Here is a 23,183-nt window from a genome sequence, read left to right as displayed (position 1 = left end):
TGCCGCCGGACATGGGCCGCGCCGTACTCTGCAGAGGTGACCGGGACTTTGGCACCGCGGATCCGCGACGAGATCCACCGGCTGGGTGGCGGCGGAATGACGTGGGTGGACTTCGGCTCCGCTGTAGCCGATGTGCTCGCGACCGCCATCCCCTTCCACGCCTGGTGCTGCCACACGGTCGACCCGGGAACGATCCTGTTCACCGGCAGCGTCAACCGGAACGTCGGCTGCTCCGGCTCATGGCTGGCCCATCACGAGTACGTCATCGAGGACGTCAACAAGTGGTCCTTCCTCGCCCGCAGCGGCCGGATCGCCGGTGCGACCAGCATCGACACCCACGGCGAGTTGTCCCGCTCGATTCGGCACCGGTCCCAGGAGAACCACGGATTCGGCGACGAGCTGCGCGTGTCGCTCGTTGCCGATGGCATCTACTGGGGCGCGGCGGCCTTCCTGCGTCGAGCCGGCGAAGCCTGGTTCACCGAGGGCGAGGTGCAGACGCTGGCCACGTTGGCTCCCGTGATCGCGACTGGTCTGCGCCGCGCCATGCTGGCGCGGCCGATCTCGCCGTACGTCGGAGGGCCGGTGGACCACGGCCCAGGGGTGGTCGTATTCGACGAGCACGGCGAGCCGGAGTCGATCTCCGGTGCCGCGGAGCGGTGGATCGGCGAGCTTGTCGAAGAGCCTCCACCGAGTTCACCGAGCGAGTCGAAGACCGTGCAGGCGATCGCTGCCCGCGCCCGCGCGATCACGCCCGGCACCGACCCCCTCGAGCTGGCCGCCCGAGCCAGGGTCCGGACCCGCTCCGGCGCCTGGCTCCTCCTGTACGGCACCCGGCTCAGCGGAGGCTCCGGCGACAGGACCGCGGTGATCATTCATCCCGCTACCCCGCAGGATGTCGCGCCGGTCATCGCCCTCTCGTACGGCCTGACCGACCGGGAGTGCCAGGTGGCCGTGCAGTGCGTTCAGGGTCGGGTAACCAAGGAGATCGCCCGCGCCTTGACCATGTCGCCGTACACCGTGCAGGACCACCTCAAGTCGATCTTCGACAAGACCGGCGTGCGCAGCCGGGGCGAGCTGGTCGGGCAGATCTTCCTCGACCATTACGCGACCCGCTGGGAGGCCCCGGCCGGCGCGACACCTGGCCTGCTGGTGCGCGGCATCTCACCCGACGAACCTTGACGCCGACCGTCCAGTGTGCCGTCCCGTGCTACAGCCCAGGCTGTGCCGGGTTCTCCCTGCATGGCGGGCGCAGGCCGATCAAAGTGAGCACACTGCGCGGATATGCACAGAGATACGCGAAATTGATCTGGATGTAGATCAAGTAACAACTTGTGGAGAGATTAAGCGCGATCCTCGACCGAATCGACCAACAGCGAATGGTCGACGTTCCCGCGCGCTCGGTCCTGTCGTCCAGCCTTCGGTGACAGCGCTGGTGGCCTGAGGGTCGAGCGCAAGGACCCAGCTGCTCGTGCCGGGGTTCCTTCCGGCCAGGGAACATGTGTCCCGAGGCCACCCCGCTCGCGGACGCTTCCGCGCCCGCATGACTGCCAACACGAAGGACCTCGGCCGTCTTTCTAATGGTCGAGGTTCGAAGCAGATGTCTGTGGGTGCCCCCGGCAGGATTCGACGTTCAGAGTTGCGGTCTGCAATGGACTGGGGTGGGTCGTGCCGCTTGACGCCGCAGAGCACCCGGTCCGAACGCTCGCCGGACCTCAGAACTCACTCCCGCGCTCTGGCGGCTCGGGGCTTGCTTTCCCTGGTACCCACGCAGTCGGCCTCGGGCGTGTAAGGGCCGTAGCCGTCGAGCGTGAAGAAGACACCAAAGGTGTAGGTCGCAGCCATCTCGTCACCTGATCTGTCAGGTGTCTTGTGTTGTGGCGTTGGGTGGACCATCGAGGACTCGTGGCGCGTATTCGAGCAGCTGGATGCGGCCGTCGAACGTACGGCTGCTGATCATGTCCAAAGCGACATCGGGATAGCCGTCGTAGATGCGCTCTCGACCGGTGCTGCCGGTGATGACTGGAAACACGCACACTCGGAAGCGGTCCACCAGTCCGGCGCGCAACAGCGAGCGGCACAGGGTCAGGCTGCCTATGGTGCGCATCGACACCGCGCCGTTGGCCTTCATGTCTGCCACTGCGGCGACCGCATCGCCCGTGACCAGCCGCGTGTTCGGCCACGACAGCGGTTCCTCGAGGGAGCTCGAAAACACGACCTTCGACAAGCCGGCGAGTCCCTCGGTTCCCGGCGCCCCGTCCGCAGCGACACCCGATATCAGCCGGTACGTGTTCGGACCCATCAGGACCAGGTAGCCGGCCGACGGGTCCTCCTCCAGCGAGGCGAGATACTCGGGTCCGGCGAGCCCCCAATGGCCCGGCCAGCCCTCGCCGGCGCCGTAACCGTCAAGCGAGGTGATGAAATCTACGAGTAGTTCTGGCACGAGTGCTCTCTCCTTGTTCGCGTCCTGTTTACGAGCTCTCCCATTTGAGGGTGTAGGGCCGGTTGGCGCGTCGGTTGGCGCGTCGGTTGGCGCGTCGGTTGGCGGGTAGGGATCGAGGTCTTCCGAGGATGGAAGCTCTCACACTGCCCATCCGGAAGACCTCGACGTGTCTGACGCTACCTTCGCCTGCCCTGATCTGACCACGTTCTGCCGGCTCGACGAGCTTGGCCTTGAAGTGGCCGGACAGCGACTCGATCGGGATCGTGCAGGCCTGGCCTGTCGGGTCATCGCCCCGGATCGGTGGTGTCGCCGCCGCGGGTGTGAGGGAGCGCCTCGGGACCCGGTGACGCGCCCTCTGGCGCACGAGCCGCTGGGGTACGTGACCGTGATCATCGACCTCACCCGTTCCGGGACCGGACCGGTCCGGCGAGGTTGCTGGACATGGTCGAAGGCGGCTCCAAGCAAGCGTTCCAACAGTGGCTCGCCGAACGCGCGGCGTTCTGGCGCGACGGCGTGGAATTCGTGGCGATGGACGGGTTCACCGGGTTCAAGACCGCCACCACCCAAGAGCTGCCGACGCGGTCGCTGTGATGGACCCCTTCCACGTCGTCCGCCTCGCCGGCGACATGCTGAACCGCTCCCGCCGCCGCGTCCAGCAAGGCCGTGGAACCCGACCGCGTCCAGACCAAGGCCGATGATGGAGCAGCTCATCGCCTCGATCAGCCGAGGCGTCCCGGCCCTCCTGAGCGAGGTCGCCCCCTCGGCCGGACGCTGGCTAAGCGCGCCGCCGACGTCGTGGCCTACTTCGACCGGCCAGGCACCTCCAACGGACCCACCGAAGCCATCAACGGCGGCCTCGAACACCTCCGCGGCTCCACCCTCGGGTTCCGCAACCTCACCAACTACATCGCCCGATCACTCCTGGAGACTGGCGACTTCAGACCCCGACACACCCTTGATCGTGAAGAGCCAGTTTCTGGCGTCGTACGGCAGTGCTACGTCCGGAAGGGCTGGGGAGGGCTACTCCCAGAAGCCGCCGTGGGTGGAGCACAGTTTGCCGGTGGATCGGCAGGTGCTGCAGGTGAGTTTGTCTCCGAGGATGGTTGTGTTCGTTTGACCATTGCAGTCGGAACATTCGTGTAGCGAGCTGTGGCACTTCCGGCATTCGTCCATTTGCGGTCTCCTCTAGCTGTCAGGAATTCTGGCGCGGGGCAGCATGGGTCACGCATGGTTATGTCAGAGTCAGCGATGTGAAACCGCTGGGCCTTAGCGGCCGATCAACCCCCTGCGAGAACGCAGAACCTGGCATTGTCTCCGATCGGCGACAACGTCCCCCCAAACTCTGCAACCAAGACCATGCTCCTCTGAACTAAAGATCACAAGTATCGGTATGAATTACCGGGGACTAGAAGAGTTTCGTCAACGACATTCAGGGGTTTGTTAGGCCCCGAATGGTAGAGCGTTCGGGGGAGATGCTTCTGTGTCAACAAACAGAGAGTGTGGACCCGACGAGGTGGGGCCGGCGGGCTGGAGGCGGGGCTGGTGCAAACGTGGGGCGTCGAGAAGGATTCCGGCGGGCGTCGCTGACGGGGTGGGAGGTTCGTGGCAGGGTGGGGAGTGTGTCTGGTCGATGCGCGTCGGTGTGCTGATGTGGTCGACGGCTGCGCGGGCGCTGAGCTGGTGCGGCAACTGCAGGTGACGGGAGAGAACGGGTGGCCAGGATGACGAAGTCGATGGCTTTTGGGGTTGATATTGGCGGTAGCGGGATCAAGGGCGCCATCGTTGACCTGGAGAAGGGTGACCTGGCGACGGAGCGGGTGAAGTATCTGACGCCTGATCCGTCGACCCCGGAGCCCGTTGCCGCGGTCGTGGCGCGGCTGGTGAAAGAGGCCGGGTGGAGCGGGGAGTTGGGTGCGACGTTCCCGGCTGTCATCAAGAACGGGGTGGCGAGGAGCGCCGCGAATGTCGACAAGAGCTGGATCGGGACGGACGTCGACAAGGTCCTCACCGACAGCACCCATTGCGACGTGACCGTGCTCAACGATGCCGACGCGGCAGGCATCGCTGAGGCTCGATTCGGCGCGGCCAAGGGCGTCGGCGGCGTGGTTATTCTGCTCACGTTCGGCACTGGTATCGGCAGTGCGCTGCTGCTCGACGGCCAGCTCGTGCCCAACACCGAGCTCGGGCACCTCGAGCTGGACGGAGAGGACGCGGAGAAGAAGGCATCCTCGGCGGCGAAGGACGATGAGGGCCTGTCTTACAAACAGTGGGTCAAGCGCGTACAGCGATACCTTCGGCACGTGGAGAACCTGTTCACACCCGACCTGTTCGTGGTCGGCGGTGGCATCAGCAAGCACGCCGACAAGTGGGTGCCGCTGCTTGAGATCTCCACTCCGGTCAAACCGGCCCAGCTGCTCAACAACGCCGGAATCGTCGGCGCCGCGATGGCCGCGCACGAGAAATTCACCGAGTAAGCGACTACAGCCTGGCGACGGCTGGCCCGCCGTACCGCGAGCGTCCGCGGCCGCCGGTGGCTCGAGAGCGTTTCCTCCGCGGCTGCAGATTGGCCGAGGTGAGGGCAGCGATCGTCCACCGACCAGGTTCGGGGACGGTTAGTGGTGGTGGTTGAGGAACGAGGTTAGTTCGGCGAGGTATTGGGGGCGGTTGTCTCGGCGGACTGAGTGGCCGGTGTTGGAGATGTGGGCGGCTTGGAAGTCGCCGGCTGCGGCTTGGCCACAGCGTTCTGCGTATTCGGTGGAGATCAAAGCGCCGCGAGCAGGGTCGCCGTGGATCAGCAGGACTGGGCACGTTGTTTCGGCCAGTAGGTCGGTCAGCGGGGTCGGGTCGGGGGATGGCAGGTCGAACAGGTGCGGGTTGAGTTGTGCCTTCGAGACTGCCCAGGACTCGAGCTCGTCCTCGGGCCAGTCGGGGTCCGCGGAGTGGCCGCGTGCGATGCGTGCCGGCAGATCGAGTTCTCGGAGCTCTGCAAGCCAATCGGGCATTGACGACGGGCCCCTTCGTCGGGCGGCAGACGGCTCTCCAGTCGGCGGGTCCTCAAGGACAACGGCACGAACGAGGTCTGGCCTCGACGCGGCCAGATAGGCGGCCGACAGCGCGCCCATCGAATGGCCGACAACCACCACTCCGCCGTCGCGAGGCTGGCTCGAGAGGACGAGGGCGGCATCGTCGCGGTGTGCCGCGTAGCCGAAAGGTTCCTCTGGCAGGCCGGACTCGCCATGGCCGCGCGCATCGATCGCAAGCGCCCGAATCCCAGGCATCGCGCCGATCAGTGGCTCCCAGCACTGCGCAGAGTCGGAGAACCCGTGCAGGAAGACGACCTCAGCCTCCGCCTCATCGGTCCGGTACCACGCCAGATGTTCCGTCGTACCTCGCACACCGAACATAGCTGCGGACATTAGCGCACCTCGCGGGAGATCGACCTCGGCTAGTGGAATGTGGTGTGGTCTGCGTTCAGGGTTGCGATGCGGTCCCAGGCGTAGGTGACGCCTAGGCCGGGGCCGGGTGGGATGCCGACGCAGCCGTCGGGTCCGGCTGCGGATAGGTCGTCGGTGTAGGTGTCTGCGAAGACGTTGGGGAGTAGGGGGTTGCCGGTGGTGGGGTCGAGGAGGCCTAGTTCGTAGTAGTTGGTGTTGCGGATTGCGGCCATGCAGTGGCGTTGGGCTGGGCCGGCTGCGTGGACTTCCAGGTCTAGGCCGAGGGCCTCGGCTGCGTGGGCGGTCTTCATGACGCCGGTGATGCCAAGGTCCAGTTCAGGGTCCGCGCGGAGGAAGTCGGTTGCTCCGTCCAGGGCTAACGCGGTCCGCAGTTCGAGGCCACGGACGAACTCGGTGATGAGCAGCGGCGTACGGACGCGTTCGCGGAGAATGCGGTGCGCGAGCGGGGCGTCGCCGCGCATCGGGTCCTCCCACCAGAATGCGCCGACCTCGTCGCAGAAGCGGCCGAGCTTGAGGGCCGCGGCCAGAGTGGGCAGGCTCTTGCCCGGGTCGGTCATGATGTCGCTGCGACCGGCCGACCCCTCCGCGGTGACGCCGAAGATCTCGATCTCGTCTTGCGCGGTCCCGGCCGATCGACCGTGGATCTTGAAGCCAGGCACGCCCCTGCGCGCACACTCGTCGGCGAAGTCGCGGTAGCTGTCCGCCGTCGCGAGGGTGCCCAGCCCGTGCCCGCCGCCGACAGTACTGACGTACGCCGGAAGCCGATCACGGAATCGCCCGAGCAACTGGGACACCCCGAGCCCGGCCAGTTTGCCGGCGACATCCCACAGCGCGATGTCGAGTGCGCCGGCGCCGATCCGGTCCGTCTTGGCGAACCCACCGTTGAAGCTGTCCCAGATCGCCTCCCGATCGTGCACGTCCCGCCCGACGAGGCTCGCCGCCATGGCTTTGACCTGCCCGATCGCGTACGGCGGTGCGCTCCACAAGACGACGTACTCGCCAACCGCGCCCTCGTCGGTGCGGATCCTGACCCCGAAACGACGCGTCGTCCGGCTCGTCGCTGCACTGAGGGGCTCACCCATCCGGTCGTACCCGTGCACGACTGTGTGGTCGAACTCGATCAGCTCAACCTCAGAGACGATGGACATGCCGCTACTCCGTCGGCGAATCGGACAGCGGCTGCCAGTCGCGCTCCCGCGCCTCCCACCGACGCAGACCGATCCGGACCGCCTCGAGCCGCTCCATCGTCGCGCCGTCGTAATGCCCCAACGAAAGGCCGTCAGCACCGGCCTCGACGGCCGCCTTGATGCTGTCGGTCAACGTTTGCGTTGTCGCATTCGGACGTACGCCGAGAGCCGCGATCAACTGCTGATCCTCACGCAACGCGCGTCGGCACTTCATCAACTTCGCCCGCTTCGTCGCCACCCCCTCGGCCGTGCCGAGCTGATCGGAGTAGTCGGACTCACGGACTGAATCGACATGAGCGAACGCCGAGGCGAAATCGAGCCCGGCACGCTCCGGCGAGGCCATGTAGGTGTTGTACCGGAACTCGACCTGCCGTCCGGAGCTCGCGAGTGCCTCCCGGACCAGCGCGAAGAGCCGGTTGATCGAGCGCTTGCGGAACTGCAGCCACGCGGTGAACGCCTCGTACTCGATCAGCAGCGCCGATTCGGAGTAGTTGGACTCGTCCAGCAATTGGCGCTCGTGCAGCTCCTCCAGCCCGATCCGGCGGGACAGATTGGCCAGATGGGTCACCTCGCGAACGACGGCGTCCCAGTCCAGCCCTTCGTCGATGGCTTTTGCCTTGCAGGCGGCGCAGAAGCAACCGCCGGTCGCCACGGCCAGCAGTTGCTGCCAGGCCGTCGGGCCGAAGCTGTGCGTGCCGCCGTCGTCGCGTCCGGCACCGAAGAGAACCAGGCAGGTCTGCACGTAGTCGACGTCGTGATTGGCCGCGACGTCGGCGAACAAGCCGTAGAGATATTCCTGTACGTCGGGATGGTTCAGGCAGGGGAGTGCGCGCTGTGCCTCGACCGCTTCGAAGGTGCCGACGAGGTTGCCGTAGACATCGCGCTGCAGTACGTCGGACAGATTCTCCCGCGCGTACTGCGCGTCGATGATCGTGTGGGAGATCTCGCACCCGGTGCGCATCCCGCGCTGCCGGGCACCGGCGACCAACTCGTCGAGCCAGTCATGACCGACGAGAAAGTCGCGCTCGGTGGTCAACGGCTTGATCCGCTGGTACTTGCCAGGGTCCGGCGCCCAGTACACCCGGCTGTCCTCCGGCACGTAGTAGCGACGGACGGGATTGTGCGGATAGTGCCGCGCGTGAAGCGGCCGCTTCTCCTTGTGCATAAGGCCGACCAGGTACGCCGAGTTCACCTCCGCGCGGCTACTCAGTACGTCGAGAACGTGCTCCACACCCTCGTCCGCCAGGTCCCACGGGTACAGGCTGGCGGCGATCTCGTTCAGAGGCACAGTGACCCTTCCGCGCGCGTTCGGTGTCGACCAACTCCGCGGAGCAATCCTCAGATCGGAAAACTTGTCTGTCAAGATTGCAGGCTAGACAGGCGTGCAGCGTTGCTAGGACTGGCTGCTGCGGTACTTCAGGAGGCCCTCGACCCCGCGCAGGAAGGTCTCGCAGATGGGTTTCGGATCGGTGAGGCAGCCGGCCGTCATCGCGCCGTCCCGCAGCATGACGAAGTGCTGGGCGGCGAACTCCGCATCGGGTTTCCCGGTGGCGGAGAAGAGTTCGGTGATCGTGTCGAGGAACCACTGGCGGTGGTTGAGGACCGCCTGGTGGACGGGATGGGCCGCGTCGGGGTACTCAGCGGCGGCGTTGAGGAACGCACAGCCCCGGAAGCCGGTGCGCTGGATGTCGTCGGCGATCGACTGAGCGGCAGTTCGGACGATGTCGTCGGGGGAGGCGTCCTGGGTCCGCGCGGTGGTCATTCGCTCGCGGATCGCCTCGTCGGCTTGGATGAGATAGGCGACGAGAAGGTCGTCCTTGCCCGGGAAGTGCCGGTACAGCGTTGACCGCGTCACTCCCGCGGTAGCGATGATGCGATCGATGCCGACCGCATGGAGCCCCTCGGAGTAGAACAGGTCGCTGGCCGTCGTGAGCAGTCTCGCTCGTGGTTCCGACATCCGCCTCTCCCTTTTCGAGATCCTGTGTCGAGATTAGCAGACAGAACGGTCTGTCTTGACATTGGCGAGAACCTGAGCCAAGCTCAGAGAGACCGATCGTTCTGTCTCTCGACAAGGAATCTGATGTCCACCTCTCTCGAAGCCGGCCGTAGCGGCACCACCAACGCGACCACCGGACTGCGCAACCTGTACGGCGCCCGCTTCGGATTCGCCGTTGTCTGGGCCGTCCTGGTCCTGCTCACCGCGTCGACGCTCAACCCGGTGAGCGTCACCCTGCTGGTGATCTACCCGCTGTTCGACCTGGCCGCGGCCGTGGTCGACTTCCGTTCCTCGGGTACGACGCGAGCACGCACCCCGCTGTACCTCAACATGGCACTGAGCCTGCTCGCGGCGATCGGCTTGGCCATCGCCGCGGCCTCCGGCATCCCGAGCGTGCTGCGGGTCTGGGGCGCCTGGGCGATCACGGCCGGCATCGTGCAGTTGGTCGTCGCGATCCAGCGCTACCGGCTCGGTGGGCAGTGGGCGATGATCCTCAGCGGCGGGATCTCCACCCTCGCCGGGACCAGTTTCATCGTCATGGCCGGCGCGGCGAAGCCTTCAGTCACCGGCATCGCCGGATATGCCATTCTTGGCGGCATCTTCTTCCTGATCTCGGCGCTCCGCCTGCGCCGCCTCGTAGGCAAGGCGATCTGACGTGACCTCCACCTTCGATGTCGTAATCATCGGCGCCGGCCCGGTCGGCGAGAACGTCGCCGACCGAGCGGTGCAAGGCGGCCTGAGCGCAGCGATCGTGGAGCGCGAACTCGTCGGCGGCGAGTGCTCCTACTGGGCGTGCATGCCGACCAAAGCCTTGCTCCGCGACGCAGCCGCGGTCCGAGCCGCACGAGCACTTCCGGCCGCCGGCAAGGCGGTCAGCGGTGACCTGGACGCATCCGCTGTACTCGCCCGGCGGGACCGGTTCGCCTCCGACTGGAGTGACGCCGGCCAGGTCGACTGGCTGAATCAGGCAGGGATCACCCTGGTCCGCGGACACGGACGCATCACCGACACCCGGACCGTCACGGTCACCGCCACCGATGGCACGACGACTGTCCTGCAAGCGCGTCATGCGGTTGTCGTCGCCACCGGCAGCAGTGCTCAACTGCCGCCCATCCGAGGTCTCTCGGACGTGACGCCGTGGACGAGTCGGGAAGCTGCGGCCGCGCACGCCATCCCGGATCGGTTGGCGATCATCGGTGGCGGAGTTGTCGGTTCCGAGATGGCCACCGCGTTCAACGCCCTCGGCTCGCAGGTCACGCTGCTCTCCCAGACCCGACTGCTTCCCGGTGTCGAGCCCTTCGCCGGCGAGTACGTCGCTGCCGCTCTCCGAGAGGCAGGTGTCTCGCTCCACCTGGGCACCGACGTCACCGAGGCGCGACGGGACGAGGACGGCGCCGTACACCTCGTCACCTCCGACGGTCGAAGCGTGACGGCCGACGAGGTCCTGGTCGCCACCGGACGTACGCCGAACTCCAAGGACCTCGGCCTCGACAGCCTCGGTCTCACCCCCGGCGACTGGCTCGACGTCGACGACACTCTCACTGTTGTCGACAGCAACGGCAAGCCGGTCGGCGACGGCTGGCTGTATGCCGCGGGCGACGTGAACAAGCGAGCCCTGCTGACCCATCACGGCAAGTACCAAGCCCGTGCCCTGGGCGACTCGATCGCCGCGCGTGCTCGCGGCGAGCAGCTCGACGTGAGGGCGTGGGGACGCCATGCGGTCACCGCCGACGAACGCGCCATCACGCAGGTGATCTTCACCGATCCCGAGGTCGCCGCCGTAGGTCTGTCAGCCGAGGCAGCGTCCGCGGCCGGCTTCAAGACCAGGGTCGTCGACCACGACCTCGGGGCAGTTGCCGGTGCGGCGCTGCACGCGGACGGCTATCGCGGCCAGGCTCGGATGATCGTCGACGAGGACCGCAACATCCTGATCGGCTTCACCGCGGTCGGACCCGATGTCGCCGAACTCCTGCACGCGGCCACGATCGCGGTCACCGCTGAGGTACCGCTCGACCGGCTCTGGCACGCGGTTCCCGCCTACCCGACCATGAGCGAGATCTGGCTCCGTCTGCTCGAGGCCGACGGACGCGACCGTTAGTTCAGCTGACCCACTGGTGGTAGGTGTCCGGGTTTACGTTGCTGCCGCAGATGATGGTTGCCACGTGCCGGCCGGCGAAGCGGGCGCGATCTTCCAAGATCGCTGCGATGCCCAGTGCGGCTGAGGGTTCGACGACGAGGCCGGCGTGGTGGAGGAGCATGCGCATGCCGGTGATGATCGACGTTTCCTGGACGAGTACGGCGTCATCGGCGACCAGGAGGAGGTCGTCCAGGACGGCCGGGATGGGGTAGCGGCCGGCGACGCCGTCGGCGATGGTGTTGGTGGTTGCGGTGGTGACAACGCGTCGTTCGTGCCATGACCGCGACAGCGCAGGTGCGCCAAGAGGCTGAACGCAGATCACCTCGACGTCGGGCGCCAACTCCTTCATCACATGACCGACCCCGGTGGCCAGCGCCCCGCCACCGAGGGCGATCAGCACGGCGTCGAACGCCGGCTTCGTGTCGACGAGTTCCAGTCCGATGGTCGCCGCGCCCTCGCAGGTCTCGAGGTCCAGACTGTCCTCCAGGAGCCGGATGCCGTCGTACGACGCGATCGCGGCCGCTCGCTCGCGCGCCAGCTCGTGGTCGCCGTCGACGAGTTCCAACTTGGCGCCGAGAGCGCGGATGCGATCAAGCTTCGTGGCGGTCGCGAACCGGGATGCCACCACGGTGACGTCGAGCCCTCGGCCGCGACCGGACCACGCGAGTGCCTGGCCGAGATTGCCCGCGCTGGCGCACACGACGGCCTGCGAGCCGTTCTCAGCGAGCTGACTCGCAACCAGCTCGGTGCCGCGGCCTTTGAAGCTGCGGATCGGGTTGGCGGTTTCGAGCTTGATGCTCACCGCACAGCCGAGCTCAGGCTCGAGCGCCTCACAGCAGTACAGCGGACTGTCGAGAAAGACCGGGTCGATGACCTGCCGCGCCGCCCGAATCCGCCCGGTATCGAGCCGCGTCTCCAACACACGACAGCACTGTAGTGCCGGGTCTCGGGTGGCGAGACGAGTCGGGGGTTTTCGGGTCGAGGCCTTTCGCAAAGGTCAGATGACTGATAAGCATATCATCACCCAACCCGAGATCCCGGCTCGGCTCGATCACTGTCCTTGAAGGAGGGCGACCCGATGCACAGTTCGGAAACCCGTAGCGAGGTTGGTCCGGCCGTCGTCGACGAGCGGCCGGCCGGCGATGCTGTCTCGGCGGTCGGCCGGGCGCTCGACGCGATCCCGTTGAACCGTGCGCACAAGCTGATCCTGTTGATGGTGCTGCTCGGCGCCTTCTTCGACGTGATGGAGGAGAACAGCCTCGGTGCGGTCGGGCCGGCGCTCAAGTCCGTCTGGAACATCTCCACGCCCGAGCTGGCGTTCCTGCAGACGGTGACCATCGGCGCGATGATCATCGGCAAGGTGGTCACCGGTGCGCTCGGCGACTACAAGGGCCGGCGTTTCGCGCTGGCGTTCAACCTGGGCGTCTACTGCATCGGCGCGCTGGTCTGTGCGCTCGCGCCGGGGTACACGGTGCTCGCCATCGGCCGCTTCATCGTCGGCGTCGGCCTCGGTGGCGAGATCGCCGCCGGTATGACGATGCTCAGCGAGCTGGTCTCGACCAAGTACCGCGGCGCGGTGGTCGCCTCGCTGAACATCGGCGCCGGTGGGTTCGGCAACGTGGTCTCCTTCGGCTTCGCCGCCGTCGTACTGGGTCCGCTCGGCAACTTCTTCGGCGGCCCCGGCACCAGCTGGCGGTGGATGTTCGGCCTGCTCGTGCTGCCGGCGATCCTGGTCCTGGCCTATCGGCGCTTCCTGCCGGAGACACCGCGCTACCTGGCGTCCCGCGGGCGAATCGACGAGGCCAACCAGGTGCTGACCCGCCTCGCCTCGGGCCGGCTGAAGGACAGCGGCCGTCCGGCCACGCCGTACGTCGAGAATGCGACTACGCGGGCCGTGAAGCCGGAGAAGGTTCGGCTGGGGGAGGTCTTCCAGGGAGTGCTGCTGCGCCGAACCGCCGCGCTCGCGGTTATCTCGTGGATGACGTTCGGTGCGCAGATCACGGTCCTGGTGCTGATGCCGACGATCCTGGTCGAGCAGGGCTACACGATCACCAAGAGCCTCGCGTTCACAATGGTGATGAACCTCGGCAGCCTGTTCGGCGCCGCCGCGGCCACCTACGCCGCGCTGCACCTGCCGCGTCGCCTGGTGATCACCGCCGGAGCCGTGATGGCCTGCGTGGCCGCGCTCGCGTTCGGGTTCCTGGCCAACTCGCCGGCTCTCGTTCTGTTGCTCGGGGCCCTTTTCCAGTTCTTCGTGCTGTTGCTGAACAGCACGATCTTCGCCTGGGCGCCGGAGCTGTACCCGACCCGGGTACGCGCCTTCGGCACCGCGATGGTGGCCGTTCAGGGCAACGTCGCCGGTGCGTTCGTTCCGATCCTCGCCGGCCTGCTGCTCGACCGGGCAGGCATGGTCGCGGTGTTCGTCCTGATCGCCGCCATGTACTCCGTGATGGCCATCGCGAGCCGGTTCGCGCCGGAGACGCACGGCCGCTCACTGGAGGACATCAACAACTCAGATTCGATCCCGACCTCCCAAGGAGTCTGACCATGGACCGTCTACATGTATCCGCCACGTCGCACTGGCCGAACTACTTACCGGAGTACGTCGCCCGCGAGTTCGGCTTCTACGCGGACGAAGGACTCGAGTTCTCGCGGACCGCGCCTGAGGACTGGACCAAGGTGCTGTCCGACCTGGACGGAGGCAGCGCCGACGTCGCGCTCGGCGGCCTCTGGGTTCCGGCGATGTACCACGGCCGCGGCCGTGAGTACCGGGCGTTCGCGCAGTTGAACGCCCGCAACCCGAAAGCGGTCATGACCCGCGAGCGGACGAACGCCTTCGGCTGGAAGGACCTCGAGGGCAAGATCGTGCTCGCCCCGGGGGCAGGCGGAACCGCGCCGTACGTGCACACCGCCGGGCTGATGCGGGCCGCCGGCGTGGACATGTCGAAGGTGCGGTGGGTCCGCGATCTGTCCGGATCGATGCTGACCGAACTGTTCCTCGGCGGCATGGGCGACGCCCTCGTCACCGACCTCGTGAACGCCGCGTTCCTCGAGCACCAGCAGAAGGCGTACGTCGCGGTCCGTGCCGACCGCGCCGGTGGGCTCATGCCCAACAGCGTCTACTACACGAACGAGGCGGTGCTGGCCCGGGAGGATCGTCTGACCGAGCGGTTCTGCCGCGCGCTGCAGCGCAGCCTGGACTGGCTCAAGGCACACGAGGCGGCTGAGCTGTCCGGCCTGCTGGCTCGCGAGTGGCCGGGGCTGGACACCGAGGTGCTGATCGGCGTCGTCGACGACCTTCGCGCGAGCGGGCTCTGGGACGACCTGCGGATCAACGAGGAAGGGTACGACGAGTGGATGCGCATCCTCGCCGAGGACGGGCTGCTCGACGCGCCGGTGCCCTATGCGGAACTCGTTGACCCGCGACCGGCCGCGGCGGTGACGTCGTGAGCGTGGCAGGTACTGCGTCCCGTCCGATCCTCGCGCTCAGCCGGGCCGAGATCGCCAAGACACTTGAGATGTCCGACGTGATCGAGGTCGTCGAGCAGGCGCACGCCGCGCTGAGCACCGGTGACGCGGTGCAGGCCGAGCGATCGGCGATCGAGGTTCCCGGCAGTACGACGCTGCTCGTGCCGATGACCGCCGCGATCGCGCCACAGGGCGTGGCTGGGATCAAGCTGCTCACCGATACCCCCGCCAATGCGGAGCGATCGCTGCCCGTGCAGCAGTCGACGGTCGTCCTGGTCGACGCGGAGACAGGCTCTTGCGAGGCGATCCTTGACGGGCCAGTGCTCACCCTGTTCCGTACCGCCGCGGCCTCCGCGGTAGCCACCCGACACCTGGCTCGCCCGGACTCGCGGACACTGGGCTTGGTCGGTGCGGGGGCTCAGGCCCGGGCACATCTGGACGCTCTCAGTTGTGTGCTCCCGATCGACAAGGTCGTCGTCTGGAGCCGGAGCCGGTCGACCGTCGAGGCCTTCGCCGCGTACGCGCGGGAACGGGTCGCCGAGGTAATCGTTGCCGAAGGCCCCGAAGAGGTGATTCGTACGGCGGATGTGCTGTGCACCCTGACGCCGTCACGTGAACCGTTGGTCCGGGGCGAGTGGTTCGAACCCGGACTGCACGTCAACGCCGTCGGTGCGCCGCCGCGACCCGATCACCGCGAGATCGACACCGAGGGCATCGTCCGCAGCCTGGTCGTGGTCGACAGCTACGACGTGGCGCGACGCGAATCGGGCGAGGTGCTGGTCCCGTTGAGCGAGGGCGCCATCACCGCCGAGCACTTCCGCACCGAGTTGGGCGACGTCATCACGGGTGCGCGCAAAGGACGCCGTACGGACGACGACGTGACGCTCTACGACTCCGTCGGACTGGGTATCCAGGACGTCGCCGCGGCACGACTCGCGGTCGACGCGGCACGACGTACCGGACTCGGCGTGGAGCTCAGACTGCGCTGATCCAACCCGAAGACGTGTGTCTCGTCTGCTCGCCGGGATCGGGCAGGCGAGACACACTCATCACAACGCACCCCAGAGATTGGAACCGCGATGCCGACACCCAGCCCGGGCTATTCGATCACCGCGCGCGTGGAGGCTCCGGCCTCCCCGCGCACTACTGCGTCCCTGACCAGCGCCGTCAGCCAGGCCGGCGGAGCCCTGACCGCGCTCGATGTCGTCGAGTCCCGCGCGGACCGGATCGTCGTCGACGTGACCTGCGATGCGGTCGATGCCGACCACGCGGCCGTCATCGAGAAGGCGCTGGCCGCGACCGCGGGTGTGGTCGTGCGCAAGGTCAGCGACCGGACGTTCCTGCTGCACCTGGGCGGGAAGCTGGAGGTGGTGCCGAAAGTACCGCTGAAGCACCGCGACGACCTGTCCCGCGCCTACACCCCGGGCGTCGCCCGGGTCTGTCAGGCCATCGCGAAGAATCCGGCCGACGCCCGCCGCCTGACGATCAAGCGCAACACGATCGCGGTGGTGACGGACGGTTCGGCCGTGCTCGGCCTCGGCAACATCGGGCCGGCCGCGGCGCTGCCGGTGATGGAGGGCAAGGCCGCACTCTTCAAGCAGTTCGCCGGTGTCGACGCCTGGCCGGTCTGCTTGGACACCCAGGACACCGACGAGATCGTCGAGATCGTGCGCGCGATCGCGCCGGTGTACGGCGGAGTCAACCTGGAGGACATCGCCGCACCACGCTGCTTCGAGATCGAACGCCGGCTGCGCGACCTGCTCGACATCCCGGTGTTCCACGACGACCAGCACGGTACGGCGATCGTCGTACTGGCCGCGCTGACGAACGCGCTGCGCGTGGTGGGCAAGCAGATCGAGGACGTACGCATCGTCGTGTCAGGTGTCGGCGCGGCCGGTCATGCGGTGATCCGGCTGCTGATGGCCCAGGGCGCGGGGGAGATCGTCGCCTGTGGTCGCACCGGCGTGGTGCACTCCGGACAGGAGGGGCTGGACGACTTCCGTGGCTGGATCGCGGCGAACACCAACCCGCGCGGCGAGACCGGTTCGTTGACCGACGTACTCGCCGGAGCGGACGTGTTCATCGGCGTTTCCGGGCCCGACCTGTTGACGGGCGACGACATCGCCACGATGGCCGACGACGCGATCGTGTTCGCGCTCGCCAACCCGGACCCGGAGGTGGATCCGGCGGCTGCCGGCGAGCACGCCGCGGTGGTGGCCACCGGCCGGTCCGACTACCCGAACCAGATCAACAACGTGCTCGCGTTCCCCGGCTTCTTCCGCGGCATGCTCGACGCCGGCGCGCACGAGATCACCGACACGGCGATGGTCGCCGCCGCGGCCGCCATCGCGGACGCGGTCACCGACGCTGAGCTGAACGCCAGCTACATCGTGCCCAGCGTGTTCGACGCCGCCGTCGCGCCGGCCGTCGCCGCTGCGGTGCGCGACGCAGTCACCCACTGACCTACGAGGAGAGTCACCACGATGGCAGACGTTGAAGTGCTGGGCGATCCGGTCGAGCGCGGCGAAGAGATCCTGACCCCGGCGGCGCTCGACTTCGTCGCGGCCCTGCACCGAGAGTTCGTTGCCCGTCGCAACGAACTCCTCAAGGCGCGATCCAGGCGGCGAGCCGAGGTCGCCCGGACCAGCCGGCTGGACTTCCTCGACGAGACCCGCGGGATTCGTACGTCGGAATGGTCGGTGGCACCCGCCCCCGCGGACCTGGTCGACCGCCGCGTCGAGATGACCGGCCCGACCGACCGGAAGATGACGATCAACGCGCTCAACTCCGGCGCTCGCGTCTGGCTCGCGGATCTCGAGGACGCCAGCACCCCGCACTGGCGGAACGTGGTCGGCGGCCAGGTGAACCTGTACGACGCGATCCGCCGGACGATCACCTTCACCTCCGAAGCCGGCAAGACGTACGCGCTGGCGACCGACCAGCGGCTCGCGACGATCGTGATGCGCCCACGCGGCTGGCACTTCGACGAGCGCCACCTGATCATCGACGGCGAGCCCGCGGTCGGCGCACTGGTCGACTTCGGGCTGTACTTCTTCCACAACGCCGCCGAGCTGATCGCCCGGGGGAGTGGACCGTACTTCTACCTGCCGAAGCTGGAGAGCCATCTCGAAGCGCGGTTGTGGAACGACGTGTTCGTCCGTGCCCAGGAGCGGCTCGGCATCCCGTACGGAACCGTCCGCGCCACCGTGCTGATCGAGACGATCCCGGCCGCGTTCGAGATGGACGAGATCCTGTACGAGCTCCGCGATCACGCCTCCGGGCTCAACGCGGGTCGCTGGGACTACCTGTTCAGCATGATCAAGTACTTCCGCGACTCCGGTCCGGACTTCGTCCTGCCGGACCGGAACTCGGTTGGGATGACCGCACCCTTCCTGCGTGCCTATACGCGGCTCCTGGTGAAGACCTGCCATCGTCGTGGCGCGTTTGCCATGGGTGGCATGGCAGCCTTCATTCCGAGCCGGAAGGATCCGGCGGTCAACGAGTCCGCGTTCGCGAAGGTCCGCGCGGACAAGCAACGCGAGGCGGCCGACGGCTTCGACGGGTCCTGGGTCGCTCACCCGGATCTGGTGCCGATCTGCCGCGAGGTCTTCGACCAGGCTCTCGGCCAGAACTCGCGTCAGGTCGGAAAGCCGATCGACCGAACACCTATCTCTGCCGGGGAGCTTCTCGACGTACGGTCGACTCCCGGTGAGGTCACCGAGCTGGGACTACGCAACAACGTTCGGGTCGGTGTGCTGTATCTGGAGGCGTGGTTGCAAGGCAACGGAGCCGTTGCCATCGACAACATGATGGAGGACGCCGCCACGGCCGAGATCGCGCGGTCTCAGATCTGGCAGTGGGTGCACAACCAGGTGAAGCTCGACACCGGTGAGCTGGCGACCGCCGAGCTCGTGCAGCGCATCCTCGACGAGGAGAGTCACGCTTCGGTCGGCGAGGAGGCCCGGCGGATCTTCGCCGAGGTGGCCCTTGCGGACGCGTTCGACGACTTCCTGACGCTGCCGGCGTACGACGCGATCGTGGCGGCCGGCGCATGACCGGGCAGCCGATCCGCATCCTGATCGCGAACGTCAACACGACGGCCTCGATGACGGAGACGATCCGCGCGCAGGCGGCGGCGTACGCGTCGCCAGGTACCGAGGTGATCGGTCTGACTCCCGCGTTCGGAGCTGAATCGGTCGAAGGGAACTTCGAGAGCTACCTCGCAGCGGTCGCCGTGATGGACGCGGTGGTGAGGTACGACGGGCCGTACGACGCGGTGATCCAGGCCGGGTACGGCGAGCACGGCCGCGAAGGACTTCAGGAACTGCTGGACGTGCCGGTCGTCGACATCACCGAGGCGGCTGCACAGATGGCCATGTTGGTCGGGCGCAGCTATTCGGTGGTGACGACGCTGGATCGAGCGGTCCCGCAGATTGAGGACCGGCTGAAGTTGGCGGGGTTGTTGGACCGCTGCGCATCGGTCCGGGCCAGCGGCCTGTCAGTGCTCGAGCTCGAGAAGGATCCGGACCGCGCAGTCGAGGCGATCGTCGAGCAGGCGCTGACGGCCGTCGAAGGTGACCGGGCCGAGGTGATCTGTCTCGGCTGCGGCGGGATGGCCGGCCTGGATCGCCGGATCAAGGAAGCCACCGGGGTTCCGGTGGTCGACGGCGTCGCGGCTGCGGTCACACTCGCGGAGTCGCTCGTACGGCTCGGACTCACCACCAGCAAGGTCCGTACGTACGCCACGCCCCGGCCCAAGGTGATCACCGGATGGCCGATCACCCGTGCGGGCGAGAACAGCTGAGGTCAGGTCAGCTGTTCTCCAGCAGTGCAAGGGATGCCGCCGAGGCGACGCTCGCGTCGCCGGCGTCGATGGCCTTGGCCAGGACGTCGTGCCAGCTGTCCTCGCCGCTCGCGAAGACCTGGAGGCAGCGGTCGTCGCGCACGCTCTCGGCGAGCGCCCGCGCGATGCTCGAGTACAGATCGACGAGCAGGGGGTTGTGGGCCGCGCGAGCGACACACAGGTGGAACTCCACGTCGGCCGCGACGAAGGCTTCCTCGTCGCGAGCCTGGCCGGCCGCTGCCCGCTCCTGCAACGCCGCCTGGAGTGCCGCGACATCGGACTCGGTACGTCGGGTCGCTGCAAGTCCGGCTGCGACGATGTCCAGTCCGCGACGCACCTCGATCACGTGCGAGTCGTCGGCAACCGTGAGCCGCCGACGGATCGCCACGTCAGTCGCATCGCTGGCGGTGACATACGTGCCGTCGCCCTGCCGGGTGGCGAGCAGCCCGGCCTGGACGAGACCGCGGACCGCCTCCCGGATCGAGGCACGGCTGACGCCGAGCCGCTCGGTCAGCTCACCCTCTGAGGGGATCCGGTCACCGAGCGCCCACCGCCCACTGGTGATCTCGTCCCGCAACTGCGCACCGACCGTCTCGACCAGCGAAACCCGCTGCACTTTTCTCACCGGAACCCCCTTCCAAAAACATCTGACGACTGGTAATCATATCATCAAGCATCCGAGATCCCGGCTCGGCTCGACAACGTTCCCTAGGGAAGGTCGGTCCGATGCAATCCTCAGATTCCCTGAACCCGCCACCCGCTCTTGCCGGCAGCGTCGCCGACGAGCCCACGGACACGTCCAGCGGCCGCCTCTCGGTCGTGATGGACCAGATCGGCTGGACCAAGGCCCATTGGGTCATCGTCTCGATGGTCCTGGCCGGCATGTTCTTCGACGCGCTGGAGCAGGACACCACCGGCGCGATCACCGAGGGCCTGAAAGCCAGCTTCGGCATGGACACCTCGGACCTCGCCTTCCTCAACACCGTGATGATCATCGGTGGTCTGGTGGGGCGCTTGACCACCGGCTACCTGGCCGACCGGAAGGGCCGGCGGTACGCGCTGTCGTTCAACCTGCTCCTGTACACACTCGGCGGAATCCTCAGTGCGATCGCGCCGACGCAGTTCCTGCTCGAGTGCTCACGATTCATCGTGGGTGTCGGCCTGGGTGGCGAGTTCACCGTCGGTCTCGCGCTGGTGTCCGAGGTGGTCGCGACCAAGTACCGCGGCACGGTCGCGGCGTCGCTGAACATCGGGTCCGGCGGAGTCGGCAACTTCGTGGCGTTCGGTCTGTTCCTGGTCGTGCTCGGTCCGCTGAACGACGTCCTCGGCGGCACCGACGCGAGCTGGCGCTGGTTGTACGTGCTGCTGGCGATCCCCGCCGTACTGGTCGTCTTCATCCGTCGTTACATGCCCGAGTCGCCCCGGTTCCTGTTGTCGAAGGGACGAGTCGATGAAGCGAATGCCGCGCTGACGGCACTCGCGACCGGGCGCCTGAGCCGGAAGGCCCAGGGGACGCCGACGCCGTATCTCACGGACGCCGACATACCGAACGTGGTCGGGCAGTCCGTGCCACTGAAGTCACTCGTCACCGGCAGGTCGTTGCGACGTACGGCGGCCATCGGCGCCGCGTCGTGGATGTCGTTCGGCGCCCAGATCACGTTGCTGGTGCTGATGCCCAGCATCTTGGTTGCCCAGGGCTACAGCATCAGCGACAGCCTGGCCTTCACGATGACGATGAACTTCGGGAGCCTGCTGGGCGCGTGTGCCGCGGCGCTCGTCGCCCGCAGGGTCGGACGTCGTACGACGGTCATCAGCGCCGCGATCCTCGGCTGCGGTGCTGCTGTCGCGTTCGCCACCTTCGCCTCGGGAACAGCGTTGATCCTGTTGCTCGGAGGCACGTTCCAATTCTTCGCCCTGCTGCTGAACACCACTCTCGCGGCCTGGTCTCCTGAGGTCTATCCCACGGAGGTCCGCGCGCTCGGCTGTTCGATCGTGAACGGCATCGGCAATGTGTCCGGAGCCGTCATGCCGCTGATCGCCGTACCGGTCTTCCATGTCTGGGGGATGGCGGGAGTGTTCCTGATGCTCGCGGTGATGTACGTCTTCCTCGCCTTCGCCGCCGGGTTCGCGCCCGAGACGCAGGGGCTGACGCTCGAGCAGATCAATCGCAGCCAGGTCTGACCAGCCGTTTCGTCCACTACTGAAAGGCCATAGTCCGTTGAGACAATATTCTGCCCCTGTCGATTACCGCCGGATGGAGTCGCTGCTCCACGACTTCGAACCGTCGTTCACCTTCGAGCCCGCAGAGCAGCTCGGCGCGGACGAGTACGCGGACCGGATCGAGCGGATCCGGCGCGATGCCACCGTCGCCGGCTTCGACGCCGTCCTGGTTCATGCCAGTCTGGTCGGCTGGTACCACACGTCGAATCCTTTCCTGCGCTACATCTGCGACTGGATGCGGGAGGGTGTGCTGATCCTGCCGACCGATGCCGACCAGGCTCCCGAGCTGCTGTCGTTCTGGACCGAATCCGCTGTCGTGCCGCCGGGCGGCGAGCCGCTCGAGGTGGGCGAGATCTGGCAGGTCTCCCCGTTCGGTCGCGAGAGCGTCGACCGGCCGGGATCGCCGCTGCGCAAGACCGTCGAGGCGTGCGCGAACATCCTGCGCCGGCTCGGTATCGAGGGCGGCCAGGTCGGGCTCATCGGCGACGAGACGGCCACGACCTGCTGGGCCGGGCTTCGGGACACGATGCCGACGACGGCGTTCAAGGACGCGACCGACATCGTGCTCCGGCTGCAGCGGGTCCGTTCGGAGGCAGAGATCGCGATCATTCGCTCGGCCGGGCAGTTGATCGACATCGCCTACGAGGCCGCGTGTCATGTCACCAGGCCGGGCGTGACCGACTACGAGATCTACGCGGCGTTCTCGTACGCGCAGATGTCGCGGGGTGGGGAGACGGGCGACGGTTACCAGATCGGCGTCAACCGGTACGGCACCCATTGCGGTAAGCCGTACGGGCACATCATTCGCCCGGGCGACCTGCTCAACCTGTACGTCTCCAACGTCACGTACCTGGGCTACAGCGCGCAGGCGGCGCGGATGATGGTGATCGGGTCGGCCACCGACACCCAGAACGAGGTCCTCGAGATGACGGTTGACGCCGTACGACGTGCCGAGGCGCTGATCAAGCCCGGCGTGAAGTTCAGCGAACTGCACGACGCGGCCTTCGAGGCGTACGTCGAGCGCGGTTATCTCAAGTCGAAGGAGACCCGGACGATGCCCTTCAACTGGGAGGCGATGCCGGACGGGTCGCCTCGGCCGGTTCAGCGTCAGTACGTCGAGGATCCGGACTGGGAGGCGCAGGGTCGTCAGCTGATGCACGTCTGGCCGGCGGCGCCCGGCCCACACAACCCGAACCTCGGGCATGCGATCGGGATGCCGAAGTTGCCGCAGTACAACGTGGCGTCGCACAACACCGACCGGATGGAACCCGGGATGGTCTTCGTCCTGCATGCACAGTGGGTCGAACCACTCGTGGCCGGCTCGAACCTCGGCGACCTGTACGTCGTCACCGAGGACGGCTTCGAGAACCTCACCTGCCGTACGTCGGTCGAGCCGCATCGGGTCGTCGTATGAGCAACCCCGCGGTGTTGAGGCTC

At 67.2% G+C, this 23,183-nt stretch carries 19 protein-coding genes and 2 pseudogenes; 13 read left to right on the top strand and 8 right to left on the bottom strand.

Features of this window, described 5'->3' with window-relative positions; genetic code table 11:
* Window positions 1-36 precede the first annotated feature (36 nt).
* Window positions 37-1,179 (top strand): helix-turn-helix transcriptional regulator, encoded by a 1,143-nt coding sequence (locus AB0L70_RS38045; protein WP_363691733.1) that lies wholly within the window; start codon window positions 37-39, stop codon window positions 1,177-1,179.
* 679 nt (window positions 1,180-1,858) lie between these two features.
* Here the strand turns inward: AB0L70_RS38045 and AB0L70_RS38040 are convergent.
* Together AB0L70_RS38040 and AB0L70_RS38035 are read right to left on the bottom strand one after the other, a co-directional pair.
* A complete protein-coding gene (locus tag AB0L70_RS38040; RefSeq protein WP_363691732.1) occupies window positions 1,859-2,440 on the bottom strand; it encodes a dihydrofolate reductase family protein in 582 nt (193 codons plus the stop codon).
* Window positions 2,422-2,556, bottom strand: a pseudogene (locus tag AB0L70_RS38035) (hypothetical protein); the annotation flags it as partial. The pseudogene AB0L70_RS38035 and the gene AB0L70_RS38040, both read right to left, overlap by 19 nt.
* Before the next feature lie 50 nt (window positions 2,557-2,606).
* Between AB0L70_RS38035 and AB0L70_RS38030 the strand changes: the two are divergent.
* Together AB0L70_RS38030 and ppgK are read left to right on the top strand one after the other, a co-directional pair.
* Window positions 2,607-3,583: pseudogene (locus AB0L70_RS38030) on the top strand (transposase).
* A 578-nt stretch (window positions 3,584-4,161) separates the two neighbouring features.
* Window positions 4,162-4,914, top strand: coding sequence for a polyphosphate--glucose phosphotransferase (ppgK, locus tag AB0L70_RS38025; RefSeq protein ID WP_363691731.1), 753 nt, complete (start codon window positions 4,162-4,164; stop codon window positions 4,912-4,914).
* 138 nt (window positions 4,915-5,052) lie between these two features.
* Here ppgK and AB0L70_RS38020 read toward each other — a convergent pair whose 3' ends face one another.
* From AB0L70_RS38020 to AB0L70_RS38005, 4 genes are all read right to left on the bottom strand, one after another.
* Window positions 5,053-5,856 (bottom strand): alpha/beta hydrolase, encoded by an 804-nt coding sequence (locus AB0L70_RS38020; RefSeq protein ID WP_363691730.1) that lies wholly within the window; start codon window positions 5,854-5,856, stop codon window positions 5,053-5,055.
* Between the two features lie 29 nt (window positions 5,857-5,885).
* Window positions 5,886-7,043 carry an enolase C-terminal domain-like protein gene (locus AB0L70_RS38015; RefSeq protein ID WP_363691729.1) on the bottom strand — a complete coding sequence of 386 codons (1,158 nt, stop codon included), beginning with the start codon at window positions 7,041-7,043 and terminating at the stop codon, window positions 5,886-5,888.
* Between the two features lie 4 nt (window positions 7,044-7,047).
* Window positions 7,048-8,370, bottom strand: coding sequence for a hypothetical protein (locus AB0L70_RS38010; RefSeq protein ID WP_363691728.1), 1,323 nt, complete (start codon window positions 8,368-8,370; stop codon window positions 7,048-7,050).
* Window positions 8,371-8,475: 105 nt separating this feature from the next.
* Entirely contained in the window at window positions 8,476-9,039 is a 564-nt protein-coding gene (locus AB0L70_RS38005; protein ID WP_363691727.1) for a TetR/AcrR family transcriptional regulator, read from the bottom strand.
* A 123-nt stretch (window positions 9,040-9,162) separates the two neighbouring features.
* On the opposite strand from AB0L70_RS38005, the gene AB0L70_RS38000 reads away from it, so the two are divergent.
* Complete coding sequence (locus AB0L70_RS38000; protein ID WP_363691726.1) at window positions 9,163-9,732, top strand: hypothetical protein; 570 nt, start codon at window positions 9,163-9,165, stop codon at window positions 9,730-9,732.
* Between the two features lies 1 nt (window position 9,733).
* Window positions 9,734-11,176, top strand: coding sequence for an NAD(P)/FAD-dependent oxidoreductase (locus tag AB0L70_RS37995; protein WP_363691724.1), 1,443 nt, complete (start codon window positions 9,734-9,736; stop codon window positions 11,174-11,176).
* Window position 11,177: 1 nt separating this feature from the next.
* Here the strand turns inward: AB0L70_RS37995 and AB0L70_RS37990 are convergent, their stop codons facing one another.
* Window positions 11,178-12,137 (bottom strand): pyridoxal-phosphate dependent enzyme, encoded by a 960-nt coding sequence (locus tag AB0L70_RS37990; protein WP_363691722.1) that lies wholly within the window; start codon window positions 12,135-12,137, stop codon window positions 11,178-11,180.
* Between the two features lie 156 nt (window positions 12,138-12,293).
* On the opposite strand from AB0L70_RS37990, the gene AB0L70_RS37985 reads away from it, so the two are divergent.
* From AB0L70_RS37985 to AB0L70_RS37960, 6 genes are all read left to right on the top strand, one after another.
* Entirely contained in the window at window positions 12,294-13,760 is a 1,467-nt protein-coding gene (locus tag AB0L70_RS37985) for an MFS transporter (RefSeq protein WP_363691721.1), read from the top strand.
* 2 nt (window positions 13,761-13,762) lie between these two features.
* Complete coding sequence (locus AB0L70_RS37980; protein ID WP_363691720.1) at window positions 13,763-14,665, top strand: ABC transporter substrate-binding protein; 903 nt, start codon at window positions 13,763-13,765, stop codon at window positions 14,663-14,665.
* A complete protein-coding gene (locus AB0L70_RS37975; protein ID WP_363691719.1) occupies window positions 14,662-15,672 on the top strand; it encodes an ornithine cyclodeaminase family protein in 1,011 nt (336 codons plus the stop codon). Before AB0L70_RS37980 ends, AB0L70_RS37975 begins: the two co-directional genes overlap by 4 nt.
* 90 nt (window positions 15,673-15,762) lie before the next feature.
* Window positions 15,763-17,145, top strand: coding sequence for an NAD-dependent malic enzyme (locus AB0L70_RS37970; protein WP_363691718.1), 1,383 nt, complete (start codon window positions 15,763-15,765; stop codon window positions 17,143-17,145).
* A 21-nt stretch (window positions 17,146-17,166) separates the two neighbouring features.
* On the top strand, window positions 17,167-18,738 hold the full coding sequence (gene aceB, locus AB0L70_RS37965) for a malate synthase A (RefSeq protein ID WP_363691717.1): 1,572 nt from the start codon (window positions 17,167-17,169) through the stop codon (window positions 18,736-18,738).
* Window positions 18,735-19,487 (top strand): aspartate/glutamate racemase family protein, encoded by a 753-nt coding sequence (locus AB0L70_RS37960; RefSeq protein WP_363691716.1) that lies wholly within the window; start codon window positions 18,735-18,737, stop codon window positions 19,485-19,487. The genes aceB and AB0L70_RS37960 overlap by 4 nt, the downstream gene beginning before the upstream one ends.
* 7 nt (window positions 19,488-19,494) lie before the next feature.
* On the opposite strand, the gene AB0L70_RS37955 is transcribed toward AB0L70_RS37960, so the two are convergent.
* A complete protein-coding gene (locus AB0L70_RS37955; protein WP_363691715.1) occupies window positions 19,495-20,151 on the bottom strand; it encodes a FadR/GntR family transcriptional regulator in 657 nt (218 codons plus the stop codon).
* A 101-nt stretch (window positions 20,152-20,252) separates the two neighbouring features.
* Between AB0L70_RS37955 and AB0L70_RS37950 the strand changes: the two genes are divergently transcribed.
* Together AB0L70_RS37950 and AB0L70_RS37945 are read left to right on the top strand one after the other, a co-directional pair.
* Window positions 20,253-21,707: an MFS transporter gene (locus tag AB0L70_RS37950; RefSeq protein ID WP_363691714.1), complete on the top strand. Its 1,455-nt coding sequence runs from the start codon at window positions 20,253-20,255 to the stop codon at window positions 21,705-21,707.
* Window positions 21,708-21,780: 73 nt separating this feature from the next.
* A complete protein-coding gene (locus AB0L70_RS37945) occupies window positions 21,781-23,160 on the top strand; it encodes a Xaa-Pro peptidase family protein (protein ID WP_363691713.1) in 1,380 nt (459 codons plus the stop codon).
* Window positions 23,161-23,183 lie beyond the last annotated feature (23 nt).

It is taken from the genome of Kribbella sp. NPDC051952 (genome assembly GCF_040680855.1).
Taxonomy (GTDB): Bacteria; Actinomycetota; Actinomycetes; order Propionibacteriales; family Kribbellaceae; genus Kribbella.
The sequence above is the reverse complement of the archived record's forward strand: the minus strand, read 5'-3'. Positions and strand labels throughout refer to the sequence as shown.